Raw genomic sequence first — 17,879 nt, forward strand, 5'->3', positions numbered from 1 at the left:
AATGAAGTATTGGTACGGATTCAGCCTGAGTCTGCTGCTATTGGCAGCGGGCCAGGCCACAGCCGCCAATACGTTGCGCTGTGGCAGCCATTTGATCAGCATCGGTGATCGTACGAGCGAGGTGCTGCAAAAATGTGGACAGCCTGCAGCGCGTGATGATCTGGGCTACAAACGCAGCGTCAACCGCCGGGAGGAGTATCCGGTGGAGGAATGGACTTACGGACCCCGTAGCGGGATGTACCAGTACTTGCGCTTCGAGAGGAATCGGCTGGTGGAGATTACCAGCAAGCGTGGGCGGTGATTGGTTGGGCTATTCCAGGGTATCTGCAGCGACAGTGCCTACGCCTTCGCGAGCAGGCTCGCTCCCACAGGGGCCGGGTTGTTTCTGGAAGAATGCGATCAAATGTGGGAGCGAGCCTGCTCGCGAAAGGGACTACCCGGTTTCCCTGACTGGCTCACATTCTCTACTTCCCAAAATAGAACAGGCCCCCGGCACGAATGCCGGGGGCCTGTAATGGCCACGTCCATGTGGCCTTTCGCATGAACTCCAAAGCATCGGCAAGCGTAAAACACAGCCCGCTTGCCGCGCCTTCTCCCGTCCAGGCGAGAAGCCTTGCCTTACTCGGATTTCAGGCCATCGGCCGACACATCACGTACGCCTTTGATTTTCTTGGCGATCGCGACGGCGGTGTCTTTCTGGGCATCGCTCAACACAGCGGTCGAAGACAGGGACACGACGCCCTTGTTGGTTTCAACCTTGATGTCGGAGCCTGGAATGCCTTTCTCGGTCACCAGGTCGGCCTTGACCTTGGTGGTGATCCAGGTATCGGAAACGTCTTCCTTAGCCTCTGTCACTTCGCCCGCAGCCAGCATCATCGGGGCCTGAGTTGCTTGAGTGGTCTCGGCGAAAGCGCTAGCCATGGTCAGGGTCAGTGCAGTGGCAGCAGCGGCAGTGATAGCGAACTTCTTCATACGAGTAACTCCTGTTTTTCTCAGAAACTGCCGAAATTGCATCGCGGCAGGTTGTCAGGAGTAGTGCGAAGGCTGTGCCAGTTTTGAAACAACGTGAAAGTAGTTATAAATCAATAAGTTAAGCGAAGCGGTTATTTTCATAATCATGCAAATTGCATGACCGAGGGATTTGGTACATGCAACATGCGGGTTTTGCCGGATTGCTAAGCTCATGAATTACCGAGGTTATTTCGATATTGAAGATTTACCTCCGCTAAATGACAAAGCCCCGCTGATGCGGGGCTTTGGTTAGTCTCGCAACAACTGTCAACCCGCTGCCGCGCCAGCCGCTGCTGTGCAACCGCCCGCAGGCAAGAACTCTTCCGCAACGTTAGAAGTACATGTCCAGGCACCTGTCCCGGCACGGCTGAGAATGATCGTCTTGCCTATGATGGAGGCAGGTGCCTCTTTGATAGTGCAAGTGATGCTGGCCGTCCCAGCGGCCGCGTCACCCCCAATGGTCATCGTGCAGTTATTGCTCGACGCCGGTACGCCCGTGTTGGCAGCGGTTGGCGTTGTACCTTTATTCAGAAGGTCTTCAACCGGCACCTTCAATGAAGAAGCTTCCGCCAGCCCGACCGTCACCTTCGCCCGCGCCTGGTACTTCGAGTACTGCGGCAACGCAAACGTCGCCAGGATCCCAATGATCGCCACCACGATCAGCAGCTCGATCAGTGTAAAACCCTTTTGCTTATTCATAGACATCTCCCGTGCATGAGTCGAAATCTCATGACCTGAAACGGTCATTGCAGGGCACATGCCAACCCTGGAAGCCCCACCAGCCCAGGCTTTCCCTGCCGCATGAGATCAACGTTCTACCCCAACAGCCGCACTATCTGACGCTTTTTGTCACCTCTGATCGCTGGTCAGCCACCGATGCTTGACTAGGCTATAAATCATGAACAGTCCGCGTCCGGTATCCCCATGAATGACATCGCCCTCAGCGGCCTGGCCAAGCAATTGGTGTTGGCTGAACTGATCACCGAACAAAGCGCGCAGCAGGCTTTTCAACAGGCCCAGCGCAACCGAGTGCCCCTGGTCAGCTACCTGGTGCAAAACAAACTGATCCAGAGCCGCCAGGTGGCGGAAATCGCCTCCGAGCATTTTGGTATCGCCCTGCTGGACCTCAACAGCCTAGACAAAGACAACCAGCCCGCCGGCCTGGTCAGCGAAAAACTGGTGCGCCAGCATCACGTACTGCCGCTGTGGCGGCGCGGCAACAAGCTCTATGTGGGCATTTCCGACCCCACCAATCACCAAGCCATCAACGACATCCAGTTCAGCACCGGCCTGACCACCGAAGCCATCCTGGTGGAAGACGACAAGCTCAGCGATGCCATCGAAAAATTCTTCGAATCCAGCAGCACCGGCCTGGAGGGCATGGCCGACGTCGATCTCGACGGCCTGGACATCGAGTCGATCGACGACCGCAAGCAGGACACAATCGCGGGGCAGGACGGCGACGATGCGCCGGTCGTGCGTTTCGTCAACAAGATGCTGCTGGACGCGATCAAAGGCGGCTCTTCCGACCTGCACTTCGAGCCTTATGAGAAAACCTACCGGGTGCGGGTGCGTACCGACGGCATGCTGCGGGAGGTCGCCAAGCCTCCCATCCAGCTAGCCAACCGCATTGCCGCGCGCTTGAAAGTCATGGCGAGCCTGGACATTTCCGAGCGACGCAAACCCCAGGACGGTCGACTGAAGATGCGCCTGTCGAAGACCAAGTCCATCGACTTCCGGGTCAATACCCTGCCCACGCTGTGGGGGGAAAAAGTGGTGATCCGGATCCTCGATCCCTCCAGCGCGCAAATGGGCATCGATGCCCTGGGCTATGAGCCGGAACAGAAAGACCTGTACATGACAGCCCTGAAGCAACCACAAGGGTTGATCCTGGTGACCGGGCCGACCGGCTCGGGCAAGACCGTGTCGCTCTACACCGGCCTGAACATCCTCAACACCGTGGACATCAATATCTCCACGGCGGAGGACCCGGTGGAAATCAATATGGAAGGCATCAACCAGGTCAACGTGAACCCGCGCCAGGGCTTGGATTTCGCCCATGCCCTGCGCTCGTTCCTGCGTCAGGACCCGGACGTGATCATGGTCGGCGAGATCCGTGACCTGGAAACCGCCGAAATCGCCATCAAGGCCGCCCAGACCGGGCATCTGGTGCTGTCCACCCTACACACCAACAGCGCCGCCGAGACACTGATCCGCCTGCAGAACATGGGCATCCCCGGCTTCAACATTGCCACGGCGGTCCACCTGATCATCGCCCAGCGCCTGGCGCGCAAGCTGTGCGCACAGTGCAAGAGAACCATCGAGATTCCCGAGGAAACCCTGCTCAAAGAGGGTTTCCCCCGGGAACGCATCGGCTCATTCACGATCTATGAGCCGGTCGGTTGCGAACAGTGCAACAGCGGTTACAAAGGTCGCGTGGGGGTATACGAAGTGGTGAAGAACACGCCAGAGCTGCAACGATTGATCATGGCCGAGGGCAACTCCCTGGAAATCGACCTGCAGATGCGCAAGGACGGCTTTAACGACTTGCGCACCTCGGGGCTGTTCAAAGTGATGCAAGGCATCACCAGCCTCGAAGAAATCAACCGGGTCACCAAGGATTGAACATGGCGGTCAAGGCAGTAAAAACCGACGTGTACACGTGGGAAGGCAAAGACCGCAAAGGCACGAAAATGTCCGGCGAACTGACCGGCCAAAGCCCGGCACTGGTCAAGGCACAGTTGCGCAAGCAGGGCATCAACCCGGGCAAGGTTCGCAAAAAGTCCACCTCGATATTCAGCAAGGGCAAGCGCATCAAGCCGTTGGACATCGCCCTGTTCACCCGCCAGATGGCGACGATGCTCAAGGCCGGGGTGCCGCTGTTGCAGGCGTTCGACATCATTGGCGAGGGCTTCGACAACCCGAATATGCGCAAGTTGGTGGACGAGGTGAAGCAGGAGGTCGCCGCCGGTAACAGCTTCGCCGCCTCGCTGCGCAAATGCCCCCAGTATTTCGACGAGTTGTACTGCAACCTGGTAGATGCCGGTGAGCAGGCCGGTGCCCTGGACACGCTGCTGGACCGCGTCGCGACCTACAAGGAAAAAAGCGAGGCCCTCAAGGCCAAGATCAAGAAAGCCATGACTTATCCTGCCGCGGTGATCGCCGTTGCCGCCGTGGTCACAAGCATCCTGCTGATCAAGGTCGTGCCGCAGTTCGAGTCGGTATTCGCAGGCTTTGGCGCAAAGCTGCCGGCCTTCACGCTGATGGTCATCGGCTTGTCGGAGTTCTTGCAAGAGTGGTGGTGGATGTTGCTGGGCGGGCTGGTGGGTGGGTTCTTCGGCGTGAAATATGCGCTCAAGCGTTCCCAGGCATTTCGTGACTGGCGAGACAAATGGCTGCTCAAGCTGCCCTTGATCGGCACCTTGATGTACAAGTCCGCCGTGGCTCGCTACGCCCGTACGCTGTCGACGACCTTTGCGGCCGGCGTGCCGTTGGTCGAAGCCCTCGATTCCGTGTCGGGCGCCACCGGCAACGTAGTGTTCAAGCGCGCGGTACAACGCATCCGGCAGGATGTCTCGACCGGCATGCAGTTGAATTTTTCAATGCGCGCTTCCGGCGTTTTCCCGAACCTGGCGATTCAGATGACCGCCATCGGCGAAGAATCAGGCGCGCTGGATGACATGCTCGACAAGGTGGCGAGTTTTTATGAAGCCGAGGTGGATAATCTGGTGGACAACCTCACCAGCCTGATGGAACCCTTCATCATGGTAATCCTGGGGGTGGTGGTCGGTGGCCTTGTGGTTGCCATGTACATGCCCATCTTCCAACTCGGCTCTGCGATCTGACATGCCCCTGAGCGAATTCTTCGTGCTTTACCCATTGGCTTTCATGCTGACCGCATTGCTGCTCGGGCTGATCGTCGGCAGCTTTCTCAATGTGCTGGTGTGGCGCCTGCCCAAGATGCTCGACCGTGAATGGCGCCTGCAAGCCCAGGACCTGCTGGGCCTGCCGACGCAAGCCCCTGGCCCGGTCTACAACCTGATGCTGCCTCATTCCCAATGCCCTCATTGCGGCCACCGTATCCGGGCGTGGGAAAATATTCCGCTGCTGAGCTACCTCATGTTGCGCGGCCGTTGTTCGAGTTGCGCCGCGCCCATCGGCAAGCGCTACCCACTGACCGAACTGGCCTGCGGCGCGCTGTCGGCTTTCGTTGCCTGGCATTTCGGCTTCGGCTGGCACGCCGCGATGGCGATGGTGCTGAGCTGGGGCCTGCTGTCCATGAGCCTGATCGACGCCGAGCATCAGCTGCTGCCCGATACCCTCGTACTGCCGTTGTTGTGGCTGGGGCTGATCGTCAACAGCTTCGAGCTGTTCGTCTCGCTGAACCAGGCATTGTGGGGCGCGGTGGCGGGTTATCTGGCGCTGTGGTCGGTGTTCTGGGTCTTCAAACTGATCACCGGCAAGGAAGGCATGGGCTACGGCGATTTCAAGTTGCTGGCGATGCTGGGCGCCTGGGGGGGCTGGCAAATCTTGCCGCTGACGCTGTTGCTGTCCTCGCTGGTGGGCGCCGTCGTCGGCATTATTGTGCTGCGCATGCGGGACGCGCCGGCCTCGACACAAATCCCTTTCGGCCCCTATCTGGCCATCGCCGGCTGGATTGCGCTGCTCTGGGGTGGTCAAATAACCGACTTCTATTGGCAGTCAGTCGGTTTCTAATGAACAGCCCTGCGAAAAAACCCTGGATTCTCGGCCTGACCGGCGGCATCGGCAGCGGCAAGAGCGCGGCCGCCCAGCACTTCATCGACCTGGGCGTGCACGCGATCGATGCCGATCATGCGGCGCGCTGGGTGGTCGAACCCGGACGCCCGGCACTGGCAAGCATTGCCGAGCACTTCGGCCCTGGCGTGTTGCAGGCAGACGGCGCGCTGGATCGCTCGGCGCTGCGCACGCTGATCTTCGAGAATGCCGATGAGCGTCGTTGGCTGGAAAAGCTGCTGCACCCGCTGATTGCCGAGGAAATTGCCCATCATCTGGGGCAGGCCCAATCGCCCTACGCGATCCTGGTGTCACCGCTGTTGATCGAGTCGGGACAATACGCAATGACCCAGCGGATCCTGGTGATCGACGCGCCTGAACAACTGCAGATCGAACGCACCTTGCAGCGCGACCAGACCAGCGAACAGCAGGTCCAGGCGATCCTCAAGGCCCAATCAAGCCGTCAGGACCGCCTGAACCATGCCGACGATGTGGTGGTCAACGACCGCGATCTCACTTGGCTGCACAGCGAGGTCGAGCGCCTGCATCACTTTTACCTTACCTTGCGTGGAGGCCAACCATGAGCCAACCCCCCATCGTCGATTGCCCAACCTGTGGCGCCCCGGTCGAGTGGACCCCTGAAAGTAAATTCCGGCCATTCTGCTCAGATCGCTGCAAGCTGATCGACCTGGGCGCCTGGGCGTCGGAAGAACACAAGATCCCCGTGGCCCCGGATGCCGAGGATGAGTTGTTCAGCGAAGACTTCAACCCTCGTTCCCACCATTAAACAGCGCAATCAAGGCTTGTCGTCGTCGTTCCAGGGTGCCGACAGGTAGCGCGTGCGGTTGAAAGTCTCCAGCCATTCGGGGCTGAACACCACCAACGCGCTGACCACCATGCCGTTGATGAAAGCCTCGGGAAAAATGATCAGCCAGAGGTAGCCGATGAAATCCCCCAGCCAGTAAGGCATGGCAAATATGCCGTCATGCCAGAGCAGGCCCAGCCCCAGCAGCAGGCAGACCAGCGCCGAAAGCGCGGCAGCCAGGAACCCCGAGCAGAAGATATACACAAACAGGTTGCGCGGCTGGGCACGCTCCACCAGGATCGCGCAACACTCAGTGATCAGCACTGGCAGGAGAACCAACAGCGCGCCGTTGATGCCGACCGCCATCATGTCCTGACGGCCCAGCAGCACCAGCGCGAGCTGCGCGCACAAGCCACCAAGGATCGCCAGCGGCCAGTCCAACAGCAGAGTCACCGCGGTCAGGCCGATGAAGTGATACGAAACGCCCGTGTCGAAGTCTCGTCGCACCAGCCACAACATGAACAGCGCGAACACCGTGCCGAACAACAGATGCTGGCGACGACCGTCGGTAAACAGCTCGACCCACGGAGCACGCGCCACCGCCCAGGCCAGCGCCGGCACATAGATCAGCCAGCCGGCCACCAAGGTCTGCGACGAGAGCAATTCGGCTCCGATCATCGATCTACTCCTTTGGCATGCCCGTGCAACACAGACCCCGTGGTCGCCCCGAGATTCAAGCTGGCAGTCTACACCTCCCCACGGGACGCCATTAATCAACGCAACGCTTTGGGCTTGTAGCAATTGAACGCTAAGCTTGGGTTCATGGATGATTCCGATTATTTACGCCTGCTGACCATCGCGGCCGAGCAGGCCAACGCCTTTCTCTCCAACGCCCGCAAATGGGAGCGTGAGCGGTGGGTCTGCCAGCGCCTGTTGCAAGGGCTCAACGTGCCTTATCGCGCCGACGAATTCGCTCCGGCCGGAGAGCCGCCGGATGTGCTATTTCGCGACGCCAATTTCGAAGTATTTTTTGTGCTCGACGAGGGCCGTCGTCTCAATGACGAATGGCGCGATGAACTGCAGCGTCGTCGTAGTGCCTTCTCACTGAGCCAACTGGTGCGGCGCGAGGCCAAGCCCCGACGAATTCCCGCCAATGAGTTTCTGATGAGATTGGCACCGACCCTACGCAAGAAAGCCCATAACTACACCGAGCGTGGCATGGACCTGGGCGAACTGGACATCATCGCGTTCGCCAGCCTCAAGCGCGAAGTCCTGGACCTCAACAGCCACTTCCCACCGCCGACCGAATACCTGCGCCAGGGCTGGCGCTCGCTGTCGCTGGTGGGGCCGACGTTCGCCCGGGTGCTGTTCGCCCACCCCGATGCGCCGGACTTCCTGCGAGGCAACCTGGGCCGCAGCATTGTCTTCGACGTGGGGATCAGCCTGTGATTCGCTTGTCGTCTCAGGGCTGTATACGCCGGATAGCCAGACACTGTAACGTCTTCACATTCCGCAACGTCTACCTGACGAGGCCTTTATGACCAGCCGCCTGAACCCAGATGACCAGAAGCATGTCGAAGAGTACCTGCAACTGTCCCAGCACCGAGTCGAGCGCCGGCCTTTCCGGCCGTGGATGCTCCTGGTGGTGGTACTGGCCATCACGATTGGCCTGGGCCTGTTGAGCCGATTGATCAGTTACCTGACGCTATGAGCCGCTTTTTGTCATTGACGCTCGCGCAGGTAACGGCACCGAATTCCTTTAGCCTTGCGAGATATCCCCATGACCCATCGTATTGTCATCGTTGGCGGCGGCGCCGGCGGTCTGGAGTTGGCTACCCGTCTGGGTAAGACCCTGGGCAAGCGTGGCACGGCCAGTGTGATGCTGGTCGACGCGAACCTGACCCACATCTGGAAACCGTTGCTCCACGAAGTAGCGGCCGGCTCCCTCAACTCCTCCGAAGACGAACTCAACTATGTGGCCCAGGCGAAATGGAACCACTTCGAGTTCCAGCTCGGGCGCATGAGCGGCCTGGATCGCGAGAACAAGAGAATCCAACTGGCCGCCACCTATGACGAGGCGGGCGTCGAGCTGTTGCCAGCCCGGGAGCTGGGATACGACACGCTGGTGATCGCGGTGGGCAGCACCACCAACGATTTCGGCACCGAGGGCGCGGCGCAGCATTGCCTGTTCCTCGATACCCGCAAGCAGGCCGAGCGCTTCCACCAGCAGTTGCTTCACCACTACCTGCGCGCTCACGCCGGGCAGACCGATACCATCGAGCGCATCAGCGTTGCGATCGTCGGCGCCGGTGCGACCGGCGTTGAACTGGCGGCCGAGCTGCACAACGCCGCCCACGAACTGCATGCCTACGGCCTGGACCGGATCAAACCGGAGAACATGCACATCACCCTGATCGAGGCGGGCCCACGGGTCTTGCCGGCACTGCCAGAGCGGATCGGCGGGCCAGTGCACAAAACCCTGGAAAAACTTGGGGTGAATGTCATGACCAACGCCTCCGTCAGCCAGGTGACTGCCGACAGCTTGATTACGGCGGACGGCAAAGTGATCGACGCGAGCCTGAAAGTCTGGGCCGCCGGGATCCGCGCGCCAGAATTCCTCAAGGACATCGACGGACTGGAGACCAACCGGATCAACCAGCTGCAGGTGCTGCCGACACTCCAGACCACTCGCGACGACAACATCTTTGCCTTCGGCGACTGCGCCGCCTGCCCGCAACCGGACAGCGACCGCAACGTCCCACCCCGCGCCCAGGCAGCGCATCAGCAAGCCTCGCTGCTGGCTAAATCGCTGAAGTTGCGGATCGAGGGCAAGGCCTTGCCTGAATACAAATACACTGACTACGGCTCGCTGATCTCGCTGTCGCGCTTTTCGGCGGTGGGTAACCTGATGGGCAACCTGACCGGCAGCGTGATGCTTGAAGGCTGGCTGGCGCGGATGTTCTATGTGTCGTTGTACCGCATGCACCAGATGGCGCTGTACGGGATGTTCCGTACCGCGATGCTGATGCTGGGTAGCAAGATCGGGCGTGGGACCGAGCCACGGTTGAAACTGCACTGACATGACGATCGTTCCCACGCTTCGCGTGGGAACACCGCCCGTCCAGCACTTAGTCGTCAATCAAACCTGAAACCGCTGCACCATCGTGCGCAGCGAGTTTGCAAGCTGCGACAATTCATGGCTGGAGGCACTGGTCTGATCCGCGCCGGAAGCCGAGCGCACGGACAAATCGCGAATATTCACCAGGTTGCGATCAACCTCGCGAGCCACTTGCGCCTGTTCTTCGGCGGCACTGGCGATGACCAGGTTGCGCTCATGGATCTCGCTGACCGATGCCGTAATGGTTTGCAGCGCTTCCCCTGCCCGCTCCGCCATCGCGAGGGTGCTCGCCGCACGGCTGGAACTGGCTTGCATGGAATCCAGCGCCTGGGTGGCACCGTTGCGCATGCCCTGGACCATCTGCTCGATCTCCTGGGTCGATTGCTGCGTGCGATACGCCAGCGCCCGCACCTCGTCGGCAACCACCGCAAACCCCCGCCCGCTCTCTCCCGCCCGGGCCGCTTCAATGGCCGCGTTAAGGGCCAGCAAGTTGGTCTGCTCGGCAATGGCCCGAATCACATCCAGCACTTTGCCGATATCCTGGGATTGGCTGGCCAGTGACTGCACCAGGCCCCCGGTAACCTGAACATCGTTGGCGAGCGCGCTGATGGCGTCGACGGTGTCGCTGACCCGCTCCTGCCCCAACGTCGCCGATTCGCTGGATTGGCGGGTGGCGTCGGAGGTTGAAACGGCGTTGCGCGCGACTTCCTCCACGGCGGTGGTCATCTCGGTGACGGCAGTGGCAGCCTGTTCAATTTCGTTGTTCTGCTGCTGCAGGCTGTGGGTACTGTCGAGCGTGACGGCGTTCAGCTCATCGGCTGCCGTGGCCAGTTGCGCGGCCGAGCCGCTGATGCCCTGCAACGTCTCACGCAGATTCTGCTGCATGGCCGCCAGCGCCATGAGCAAACGGCTGACTTCATCGTTGCCATGGGTCTCGATCGGCCGGGTCAGGTCACCCCGGGCTACGCTCTGCGCAGCATTCAGCGCCTCGCCCAGGGGCTTGACGATGCTGCGCGTGAGCAACATGGCCAGGGCCACCGTAGCCAGGGCGGCAAGCACAATGAACAGGCTGACGATCATGCGGGAATTGACGTAGTGCTCCTGGGACTTCTGGCTCTCGATCGACACCTGCTTGGAGAATAATTCCGCCAGATCATTGAGCTGTTTGCCCGAACCGTCCACCACAGTTTTCATGTCCACCAGCAACAGCTTGATCAGCTCATCCCGACGCCCCTGCTCCGCCAAGGTAAACGACTGGGCGATACCCGAGCGATAGGCGGCGAAAGTCTGTTTGAACTGGTCGTAAAGCGCCTTGCCTTCCGGCGTGACGACCAAATTGTCGTAACTGGCGATTTTTTCGCTCAGTTCTTTATCGCGGGCATCCATCTGGCCGCGATACACCGCAATGTTTTTCGGGTCCTGGTCCAAGGCCATGCGCAGGGAAATGGTGCGAATGCGCAGCATCAATTCACGGATCTCGTCTCCGCCACGGATGCTGGGCAACCACTGGGTTTCCACCGCGACCTCACTGTCGCGAATGCTCGACATCTGTCCCAGCGCAAAGACCCCGAGCAGCGCCACCAGGACGGCGATCAAGGCAAAACCCAGCGCGGCGCGGCGGGCAATATTCAGTTGGCGAAGGAACATGTCGGGCGCCTTTTCTTGTTGTTGGCCTGAAGGTGGGCGATCGATGCTTGCCCTGTTGGCGGGTTATCGGCAGGTTGTACGACGACTTGAAGTCATCGGCTTTACCGCAGGCAAAAAAAATCCCCGTATCTTTCGATACGAGGATTTTTAATATGGTCGGGGTAAGGGGATTCGAACTCCTGACATCCTGCTCCCAAAGCAGGCGCGCTACCGGACTGCGCTATACCCCGGTAAAAAAAAGGCGACCTTCGCAAGTCGCCTTCCTCGATCAGCGCTTTTGGCCTCTGATCTTAAGATTCGATTCCAGCGAACTGGTTTCAAAAATGGTGGGTCGTGTGGGATTCGAACCTACGACCAATTGGTTAAAAGCCAACTGCTCTACCAACTGAGCTAACGACCCAAATATGGTCGGGGTAAGGGGATTCGAACTCCTGACATCCTGCTCCCAAAGCAGGCGCGCTACCGGACTGCGCTATACCCCGATTGAAATGGCTCCGTGACCAGGACTCGAACCTGGGACCCAATGATTAACAGTCATTTGCTCTACCGACTGAGCTATCACGGAACTGATATTTCAAGTTACTGCTATTTGAAGCTACAACATTGAAGCCAGCTTCAACCTCTTCTACCCGTCAGCATCGCTGCGTTCGTGTGTCTGAGGCGCGCTATTCTACAATCTTCGTAACCTCTGTCAACCCCTTAAATTGCTTTCAAGACAATGATTTGCAACTTATTTTAGGTTCCTTCCCAAAGAGAAGTCGCCCTTGGGGTGACGTACTGCGGGGCGCACTTTACAAGTCTTTTCCTTTGAGTTCAACGGCCTGATGAAAAAAATGGCCTCGCAAGGCAAGGCCATTCCAATATCCGGCGATGCCGGCCTTCAGTTGAAGACGATTTCGTCGTTTTCCACGGTACCGGTCACGGTTTCGCCCGGCATGAACCGCCCGGACAGAATCAACTGCGCCAACGGGTTTTCGATCCAGCGCTGGATCGCTCGCTTGAGCGGCCGCGCGCCATAGACCGGGTCGTAACCCACCGCGATCAGCTTGTCCAACGCCTCGTCGCTCAGTTGCAGCTTCAACTCGCGCTCGGTGAGGCGGCTGCGCAGGCGACCCAGCTGGATCTCGGTGATGCCGGCGATCTGATCCCGGGCCAACGGCTCGAAGATCACCACTTCGTCGACACGGTTGATGAACTCCGGCCGGAAGTGCGTGGAGATCGCGTCCATCACTGCGGCACGTTGCGCCTCGCGATCGCCGACCAGCTCCTGAATCTGCGTCGAGCCCAGGTTGGAGGTCATCACGATCACCGTGTTGCGAAAGTCCACCGTGCGCCCATGACTGTCGGTCAGGCGACCGTCCTCCAGCACTTGCAGCAGGATGTTAAAGACATCCGGGTGCGCTTTCTCGACCTCATCGAGCAATATCACCGAGTACGGCTTGCGACGCACGGCCTCGGTCAGGTAACCGCCCTCTTCATATCCAACATAGCCCGGCGGTGCGCCGATCAAGCGGGCCACGGAGTGCTTCTCCATGAATTCGGACATGTCGATGCGCACCATGGCTTCCTCGGTATCGAAGAGGAACTCGGCCAGCGCCTTGCACAGCTCGGTTTTACCCACACCGGTCGGGCCGAGGAACATGAACGAGCCGCTCGGACGGTTGGGGTCCGACAACCCGGCACGGGACCGGCGCACGGCGTTGGACACCGCCACCACCGCTTCTTCCTGGCCGATCACACGCTGGTGCAACAGGCTTTCCATCTTCAGCAGCTTGTCGCGCTCGCCTTCGAGCATCTTCGAGACCGGAATGCCGGTCCACTTGGACACCACTTCGGCGATTTCTTCCTCGGTGACCTTGCTGCGCAGCAGCTGGTTTTCGCTTTTGCCGTGTTGGTCGACCATCTGCAGGCTGCGCTCCAGGTCCGGGATGACCCCGTACTGCAGCTCGGCCATGCGGTTGAGGTCACCTTTGCGGCGAGCCGCTTCCAGCTCCTGGCGGGATTGTTCGATCTTTTGCTGGATCTGCGCCGAACCCTGGACTTCAGCTTTTTCCGAATTCCAGATCTCTTCGAGATCGGAATATTCGCGCTCGTGACGAACGATTTCTTCCTGCAACCTTTCCAGACGTTTCTTCGCCGCTTCGTCGCTTTCTTTTTTCAGCGCCTGGGACTCGACCTTGAGTTGAATCAAGCGTCGCTCCAACCGATCCAGCACTTCGGGCTTGGAGTCGATTTCCATGCGGATACGGCTGGCGGCCTCGTCGATCAGGTCGATGGCCTTGTCCGGCAACTGACGGTCGGTGATATAGCGATGGCTGAGCTTGGCCGCCGCGATGATCGCGCCATCGGTGATGGCCACTTTGTGGTGGACCTCATAGCGCTCCTTCAGGCCGCGCAAGATGGCGATGGTGTCTTCTTCGCTGGGCTCATCCACCAGCACTTTCTGAAATCGCCGCTCAAGCGCCGCATCTTTCTCGATGTATTGGCGGTATTCGTTGAGCGTGGTCGCACCGACGCAATGCAGCTCACCACGGGCCAGCGCAGGCTTGAGCATGTTGCCAGCGTCCATCGAGCCTTCGCCCTTGCCGGCGCCGACCATGGTGTGCAATTCATCGATGAATAGAATGATCTGGCCTTCCTGCTTCGACAGTTCATTGAGCAGGGCCTTGAGCCGTTCTTCGAATTCACCGCGATACTTGGCGCCAGCGATCAGCGCCCCCATGTCCAGAGACAGCAGGCGCTTGCCCTTCAGCCCATCCGGCACTTCGCCGTTGATGATGCGCTGGGCCAAGCCTTCGGCGATGGCGGTCTTACCCACGCCGGGCTCACCGATCAGGACCGGGTTGTTCTTCGTGCGCCGTTGCAGGACCTGGATGGTTCGACGGATTTCATCATCACGGCCGATCACCGGGTCGAGCTTGCCTTCTTCGGCGCGCTTGGTCAGGTCGACGGTGTATTTATCCAGGGCTTGACGCGCTTCCTCGTGGTTCGGGTCGTTGACCGCATCGCCCCCGCGCAGGTTGTTGATGGCGTTTTCCAAGGCTTTCTTGCTCACGCCCTGACCGAGCAGCAACTTGCCAAGCTTGCTGTTCTCGTCCATCGCGGCGAGCAACACCAGTTCGCTGGAAATGAACTGGTCGCCCTTCTGCTGGGCCAGGCGGTCGGCCTGGTTGAGCAGCCGCGCCAGGTCCTGGGACATGTTCACATCACCGGTCGGATTCTGGATCTTGGGCAACTGGTCGAGTTCTTTTGCCAGCTCCTTGCGCAGGCTGTTGACGTCAAAGCCCACTTGCATCAGCAGCGGCTTGATCGAGCCTCCCTGCTGCTCGAGCATGGCCTGCATCAAATGCGCCGGTTCGATACTGGGATGGTCCAGCCCGACGGCCAAGGACTGGGCGTCGGACAAGGCCAATTGTAATTTGCTGGTTAAACGGTCAATACGCATGGGTCACCTTCCTTTTGAGCAGGCCGGACCTAAGAAACATCCTGAATGAAGAAACCTGCCAGATACCGCTATAGATGTGGCCGATTCTGGAAGATTCAAGCAGCGCACTGTTGATACAGATCAGGAGAGTCTAGCGTTCGAACCAGATCAAGGAAGCGAAGCGACCGGTGCGCGCGTTGCGGCGATAGGAGAAGAAGCGTGGGTCGGTCACGGTGCACAAGCCGCCACCGTACACGGCGATAACGCCCCGTGCCGCCAGACGCAGGCGCGCCAGCGCGTAGATATCAGCCAGGAACTTGCCGGTGTTGTGGCTGGGTACGAAGGCTCGCTCTGCTCCGGCCAGTTGCGCAATAAAGGCTTCGCGCACTTCCGGCCCGACTTCGAACGCTTGCGGACCGATGGCCGGGCCGAGCCAGGCAAGGATTTCATCCGCGGGCATGGCAAGGCTATCGAGGGTGGCTTCCAGCACACCGTTCGCCAATCCGCGCCACCCGGCATGGGCCGCCGCGACGTGGGTTGCGGCGCGGTTGCAGAACAACACCGGCAGGCAATCGGCCGTCATTGCCGTGCAAGCGACACCCGGCGTGGCGCTCCAGCTCGCATCAGCGGTAACCACCTGGGTCGGATCAGCCTCGACCACGTCAATACCGTGGACTTGCTGCAGCCAGGCCGGAGTGATCGCGAATCGGTCGGTGAGGCGGCGACGATTTTCAGCGACGGCCGCGGGGTCGTCGCCGACATGGTCGCCCAGGTTGAGGCTGTCGAACGGCGCCAGGCTGACGCCGCCTTCGCGGGTGGTGACGCAGGCTTTGACCCGGGCTGGCGCGGGCCAGTCGGGGAGCAGCCAGTCATTCATCCGATGAACGCCTCGCGGTCCTGCTTGAGCAACGTCAAAAGCCAGACAAAATCATCCGGCAGCGGCGATTCCCAGCTCATGCGCTTGCCGGTCGTCGGGTGATCGAGCTCAAGGAAGCGCGCATGCAGCGCCTGTCGAGGGAAATTCTTCAGCGATTCCACCATGGTCTGGCTGGCAGCCGGTGGAATACGGAAACGACCGCCATAGGCCGGGTCGCCCACCAATGGGAAATTGATGTGAGCCATGTGCACGCGGATCTGGTGGGTCCGGCCGGTTTCCAGCTTGACCCGCACGTGGGTGTGGGAACGGAAGCGTTCAAGCACGCGGTAGTGGCTGACGGCCTGCTTTCCGCCTTCCATCACGGCCATGCGCTGGCGCTGCTGGCCGTGACGGCCGATCGGCGCGTTGATCTTGCCACCGGCGGTGACCACCCCGATCACGATGCACTCATAGATGCGGCTGACGCTCCGGCTTTGCAGCTGTGTCACCAGTTGCGTCTGCGCCTGGATGGTCTTGGCGACCACCATCAGACCGGTGGTGTCCTTGTCCAGGCGATGGACGATACCGGCGCGCGGCACATTGATGATGCCCGGCACGTGGTGCAGCAAGGCGTTGAGCAACGTGCCGTCGGCATGACCGGCCGCCGGGTGGACCACCAGGCCCGCAGGTTTGTTGATCACCAGAATATCGTCGTCTTCATAGACGATGTCCAGGGCAATGTCCTGGGCGACCCATTCTCCCTGGGCCTCCTGCTCGGCGGTCAGCTCGAGGACGGCACCGCCATGGACGATGTCGCGCGGGCGGATCACCGCCCCGTCCACCGTCAGGCGGCCGTCCTTGATCCAGGCGGAAAGGCGCGAGCGCGAGTGCTCGGCGAAGAGTTGGGCGGCGACTTGATCGAGGCGTTGGCCGCCCAATTCGGACGGCACCTCTGCGCGAAGTTCTATTTTATCGGACATGCTCGGACTGGGCGTCGGCACAGCCTTTGGTTTCGGCTGCGCGCTTGTGGTTAAATACGGCGTCTTTTGCCCCGAGGCTTTCAACGGGGCGCTCATCATAACAGGACGGCCCCGCCCAAGACAGCGGCCGTCATAGGGACGCAAGCCGCCATGCAAGTGAAACACCTGCTGCTGATCGCCATCCTCGCATTGACTGCTGCTTGCTCGTCGAAGGAAGTCGTAGACGAAAACCTGAGCGAAGTCGAACTGTACCAACAGGCGCAGAACGACCTGGATAACAACAGCTACACCAGCGCCACCGCCAAGCTGAAGGCGCTGGAGTCGCGGTATCCGTTCGGTCGCTACGCCGACCAGGCGCAGTTGGAGCTGATCTACGCCAACTACAAGAACGCCGAGCCGGAAGCTGCCAAGTCCGCCGCCGAGCGCTTCATTCGTCTGCACCCGCAGCACCCGAACGTCGATTACGCTTACTACCTCAAGGGCCTGACCTCCTTCGACCAGGACGTCGGACTGCTGGCGCGCTTCCTGCCGCTGGACATGACCAAGCGTGACCCGGGCGCCGCGCGCGACTCCTACAACGAGTTCGCTCAGCTGACCAGCCGCTTCCCCAACAGCCGTTATTCGCCCGACGCCAAGCAGCGCATGATCTACCTGCGCAACCTGCTGGCGTCCTACGAAATCCACGTGGCTGATTACTACCTGACTCGCCAGGCCTACGTTGCCGCCGCCAACCGTGGCCGCTACGTGGTGGAAAACTTCCAGGAAACCCCATCGGTCGGCGACGGCCTGGCGGTGATGACCGAAGCCTACCAGCGCCTGCACCTGGACGAACTTGCGGCCACCAGCCTGGAAACCCTGAAGCTGAACTACCCCGACCACCCTTCCCTGGTCGACGGCCAATTCACCCCACGCGTCGACGAAGCCGACAACCGTTCGTGGCTGAGCAAGGCGACCCTTGGCCTGATCGAGTCCCGTCCTCCGCTGCCACCGGGCGAAACCCGCGCCAACCAGGACGTACAGCGTCAGTTCCAGGATGCCAAGGAAGCCATTCCGAACGAGCTCAAGCCAAAGGATGAAAATGGCGACGTGATCGAAGAGCCAGAGCCTGAAAGCGAGTCCAGCGACCGCTCCTGGTTCAGCTACATGACCTTCGGCCTGTTCGACTGACACACGGCCCGATGAAAAAGGAGACTCGCGAGTCTCCTTTTTTGTGCCTGGGTTTTATTGCGCTGTGCGCCGTTCCTGTCCTTGGCTAAACTGCCTGATCTCTAGCCAAAAAGTCG

17 protein-coding genes and 4 tRNA genes are annotated in these 17,879 nt (G+C 60.1%); 10 read left to right on the plus strand and 11 right to left on the minus strand.

Features of this window, described 5'->3' with window-relative positions; genetic code table 11:
• The first annotated feature begins 1 nt into the window (after position 1).
• Entirely contained in the window at positions 2 to 301 is a 300-nt protein-coding gene (locus ACLK1G_RS23865) for a DUF2845 domain-containing protein (protein WP_420767616.1), read from the plus strand.
• A 317-nt stretch (positions 302 to 618) separates the two neighbouring features.
• Here ACLK1G_RS23865 and ACLK1G_RS23870 read toward each other — a convergent pair whose 3' ends face one another.
• Positions 619 to 972: a BON domain-containing protein gene (locus ACLK1G_RS23870; protein WP_420767617.1), complete on the minus strand. Its 354-nt coding sequence runs from the start codon at positions 970 to 972 to the stop codon at positions 619 to 621.
• Between the two features lie 306 nt (positions 973 to 1,278).
• A complete protein-coding gene (locus ACLK1G_RS23875; RefSeq protein WP_420767618.1) occupies positions 1,279 to 1,710 on the minus strand; it encodes a pilin in 432 nt (143 codons plus the stop codon).
• 225 nt (positions 1,711 to 1,935) lie between these two features.
• On the opposite strand from ACLK1G_RS23875, the gene pilB reads away from it, so the two are divergent.
• From pilB to yacG, 5 genes are read left to right on the plus strand one after another with little or no spacing between them, the layout of a single operon-like run.
• Positions 1,936 to 3,636: a type IV-A pilus assembly ATPase PilB gene (gene pilB / locus ACLK1G_RS23880; RefSeq protein ID WP_420767619.1), complete on the plus strand. Its 1,701-nt coding sequence runs from the start codon at positions 1,936 to 1,938 to the stop codon at positions 3,634 to 3,636.
• Positions 3,637 to 3,638: 2 nt separating this feature from the next.
• Positions 3,639 to 4,856, plus strand: coding sequence for a type II secretion system F family protein (locus ACLK1G_RS23885; protein WP_420767620.1), 1,218 nt, complete (start codon positions 3,639 to 3,641; stop codon positions 4,854 to 4,856).
• A gap of 1 nt (position 4,857) precedes the next feature.
• The gene (locus ACLK1G_RS23890; RefSeq protein WP_420767621.1) at positions 4,858 to 5,727 is read left to right on the plus strand and encodes a prepilin peptidase; all 870 of its coding nucleotides are present in this window, start codon (positions 4,858 to 4,860) and stop codon (positions 5,725 to 5,727) included.
• A complete protein-coding gene (gene coaE / locus ACLK1G_RS23895) occupies positions 5,727 to 6,350 on the plus strand; it encodes a dephospho-CoA kinase (RefSeq protein WP_420767622.1) in 624 nt (207 codons plus the stop codon). The genes ACLK1G_RS23890 and coaE overlap by 1 nt, the downstream gene beginning before the upstream one ends.
• Positions 6,347 to 6,553, plus strand: a complete 207-nt coding sequence (yacG, locus tag ACLK1G_RS23900) for a DNA gyrase inhibitor YacG (RefSeq protein WP_030140256.1) — start codon at positions 6,347 to 6,349, stop codon at positions 6,551 to 6,553. The genes coaE and yacG overlap by 4 nt, the downstream gene beginning before the upstream one ends.
• A 9-nt stretch (positions 6,554 to 6,562) precedes the next feature.
• Here yacG and ACLK1G_RS23905 read toward each other — a convergent pair whose 3' ends face one another.
• Positions 6,563 to 7,249, minus strand: coding sequence for an energy-coupling factor ABC transporter permease (locus ACLK1G_RS23905; RefSeq protein WP_420767623.1), 687 nt, complete (start codon positions 7,247 to 7,249; stop codon positions 6,563 to 6,565).
• Positions 7,250 to 7,393: 144 nt separating this feature from the next.
• Here ACLK1G_RS23905 and ACLK1G_RS23910 point away from each other — a divergent pair, with 144 nt between their 5' ends.
• From ACLK1G_RS23910 to ACLK1G_RS23920, 3 genes are all read left to right on the plus strand, one after another.
• A complete protein-coding gene (locus ACLK1G_RS23910) occupies positions 7,394 to 8,020 on the plus strand; it encodes a DUF1780 domain-containing protein (protein ID WP_030140261.1) in 627 nt (208 codons plus the stop codon).
• Positions 8,021 to 8,108: 88 nt separating this feature from the next.
• Complete coding sequence (locus ACLK1G_RS23915) at positions 8,109 to 8,282, plus strand: DUF3094 family protein (protein WP_039593877.1); 174 nt, start codon at positions 8,109 to 8,111, stop codon at positions 8,280 to 8,282.
• Positions 8,283 to 8,351: 69 nt separating this feature from the next.
• A complete protein-coding gene (locus ACLK1G_RS23920) occupies positions 8,352 to 9,650 on the plus strand; it encodes an NAD(P)/FAD-dependent oxidoreductase (protein WP_420767624.1) in 1,299 nt (432 codons plus the stop codon).
• Between the two features lie 60 nt (positions 9,651 to 9,710).
• Here the strand turns inward: ACLK1G_RS23920 and ACLK1G_RS25875 are convergent, their stop codons facing one another.
• From ACLK1G_RS25875 to rluD, 8 genes are all read right to left on the minus strand, one after another.
• Entirely contained in the window at positions 9,711 to 11,336 is a 1,626-nt protein-coding gene (locus tag ACLK1G_RS25875) for a methyl-accepting chemotaxis protein (protein ID WP_489685936.1), read from the minus strand.
• A 153-nt stretch (positions 11,337 to 11,489) separates the two neighbouring features.
• Positions 11,490 to 11,566 (minus strand) — tRNA-Pro (locus ACLK1G_RS23935).
• Positions 11,567 to 11,660: 94 nt separating this feature from the next.
• Positions 11,661 to 11,736, minus strand: a tRNA-Lys gene (locus ACLK1G_RS23940).
• A gap of 5 nt (positions 11,737 to 11,741) precedes the next feature.
• Positions 11,742 to 11,818, minus strand: a tRNA-Pro gene (locus tag ACLK1G_RS23945).
• A gap of 7 nt (positions 11,819 to 11,825) precedes the next feature.
• Positions 11,826 to 11,901: transfer RNA gene (locus ACLK1G_RS23950), tRNA-Asn, on the minus strand.
• Positions 11,902 to 12,216: 315 nt separating this feature from the next.
• On the minus strand, positions 12,217 to 14,781 hold the full coding sequence (gene clpB / locus ACLK1G_RS23955) for an ATP-dependent chaperone ClpB (protein ID WP_420767625.1): 2,565 nt from the start codon (positions 14,779 to 14,781) through the stop codon (positions 12,217 to 12,219).
• Positions 14,782 to 14,911: 130 nt separating this feature from the next.
• Positions 14,912 to 15,637, minus strand: coding sequence for a peptidoglycan editing factor PgeF (gene pgeF / locus ACLK1G_RS23960; RefSeq protein WP_420767626.1), 726 nt, complete (start codon positions 15,635 to 15,637; stop codon positions 14,912 to 14,914).
• On the minus strand, positions 15,634 to 16,596 hold the full coding sequence (rluD, locus tag ACLK1G_RS23965; RefSeq protein WP_420767627.1) for a 23S rRNA pseudouridine(1911/1915/1917) synthase RluD: 963 nt from the start codon (positions 16,594 to 16,596) through the stop codon (positions 15,634 to 15,636). The genes pgeF and rluD overlap by 4 nt, the downstream gene beginning before the upstream one ends.
• A 150-nt stretch (positions 16,597 to 16,746) precedes the next feature.
• On the opposite strand from rluD, the gene ACLK1G_RS23970 reads away from it, so the two are divergent.
• A complete protein-coding gene (locus tag ACLK1G_RS23970) occupies positions 16,747 to 17,763 on the plus strand; it encodes an outer membrane protein assembly factor BamD (RefSeq protein WP_420767628.1) in 1,017 nt (338 codons plus the stop codon).
• The last annotated feature ends 116 nt before the right edge of the window (positions 17,764 to 17,879 follow it).

It is taken from the genome of Pseudomonas algeriensis, from assembly GCF_048847255.1.
Classification (GTDB): domain Bacteria; phylum Pseudomonadota; class Gammaproteobacteria; order Pseudomonadales; family Pseudomonadaceae; genus Aquipseudomonas.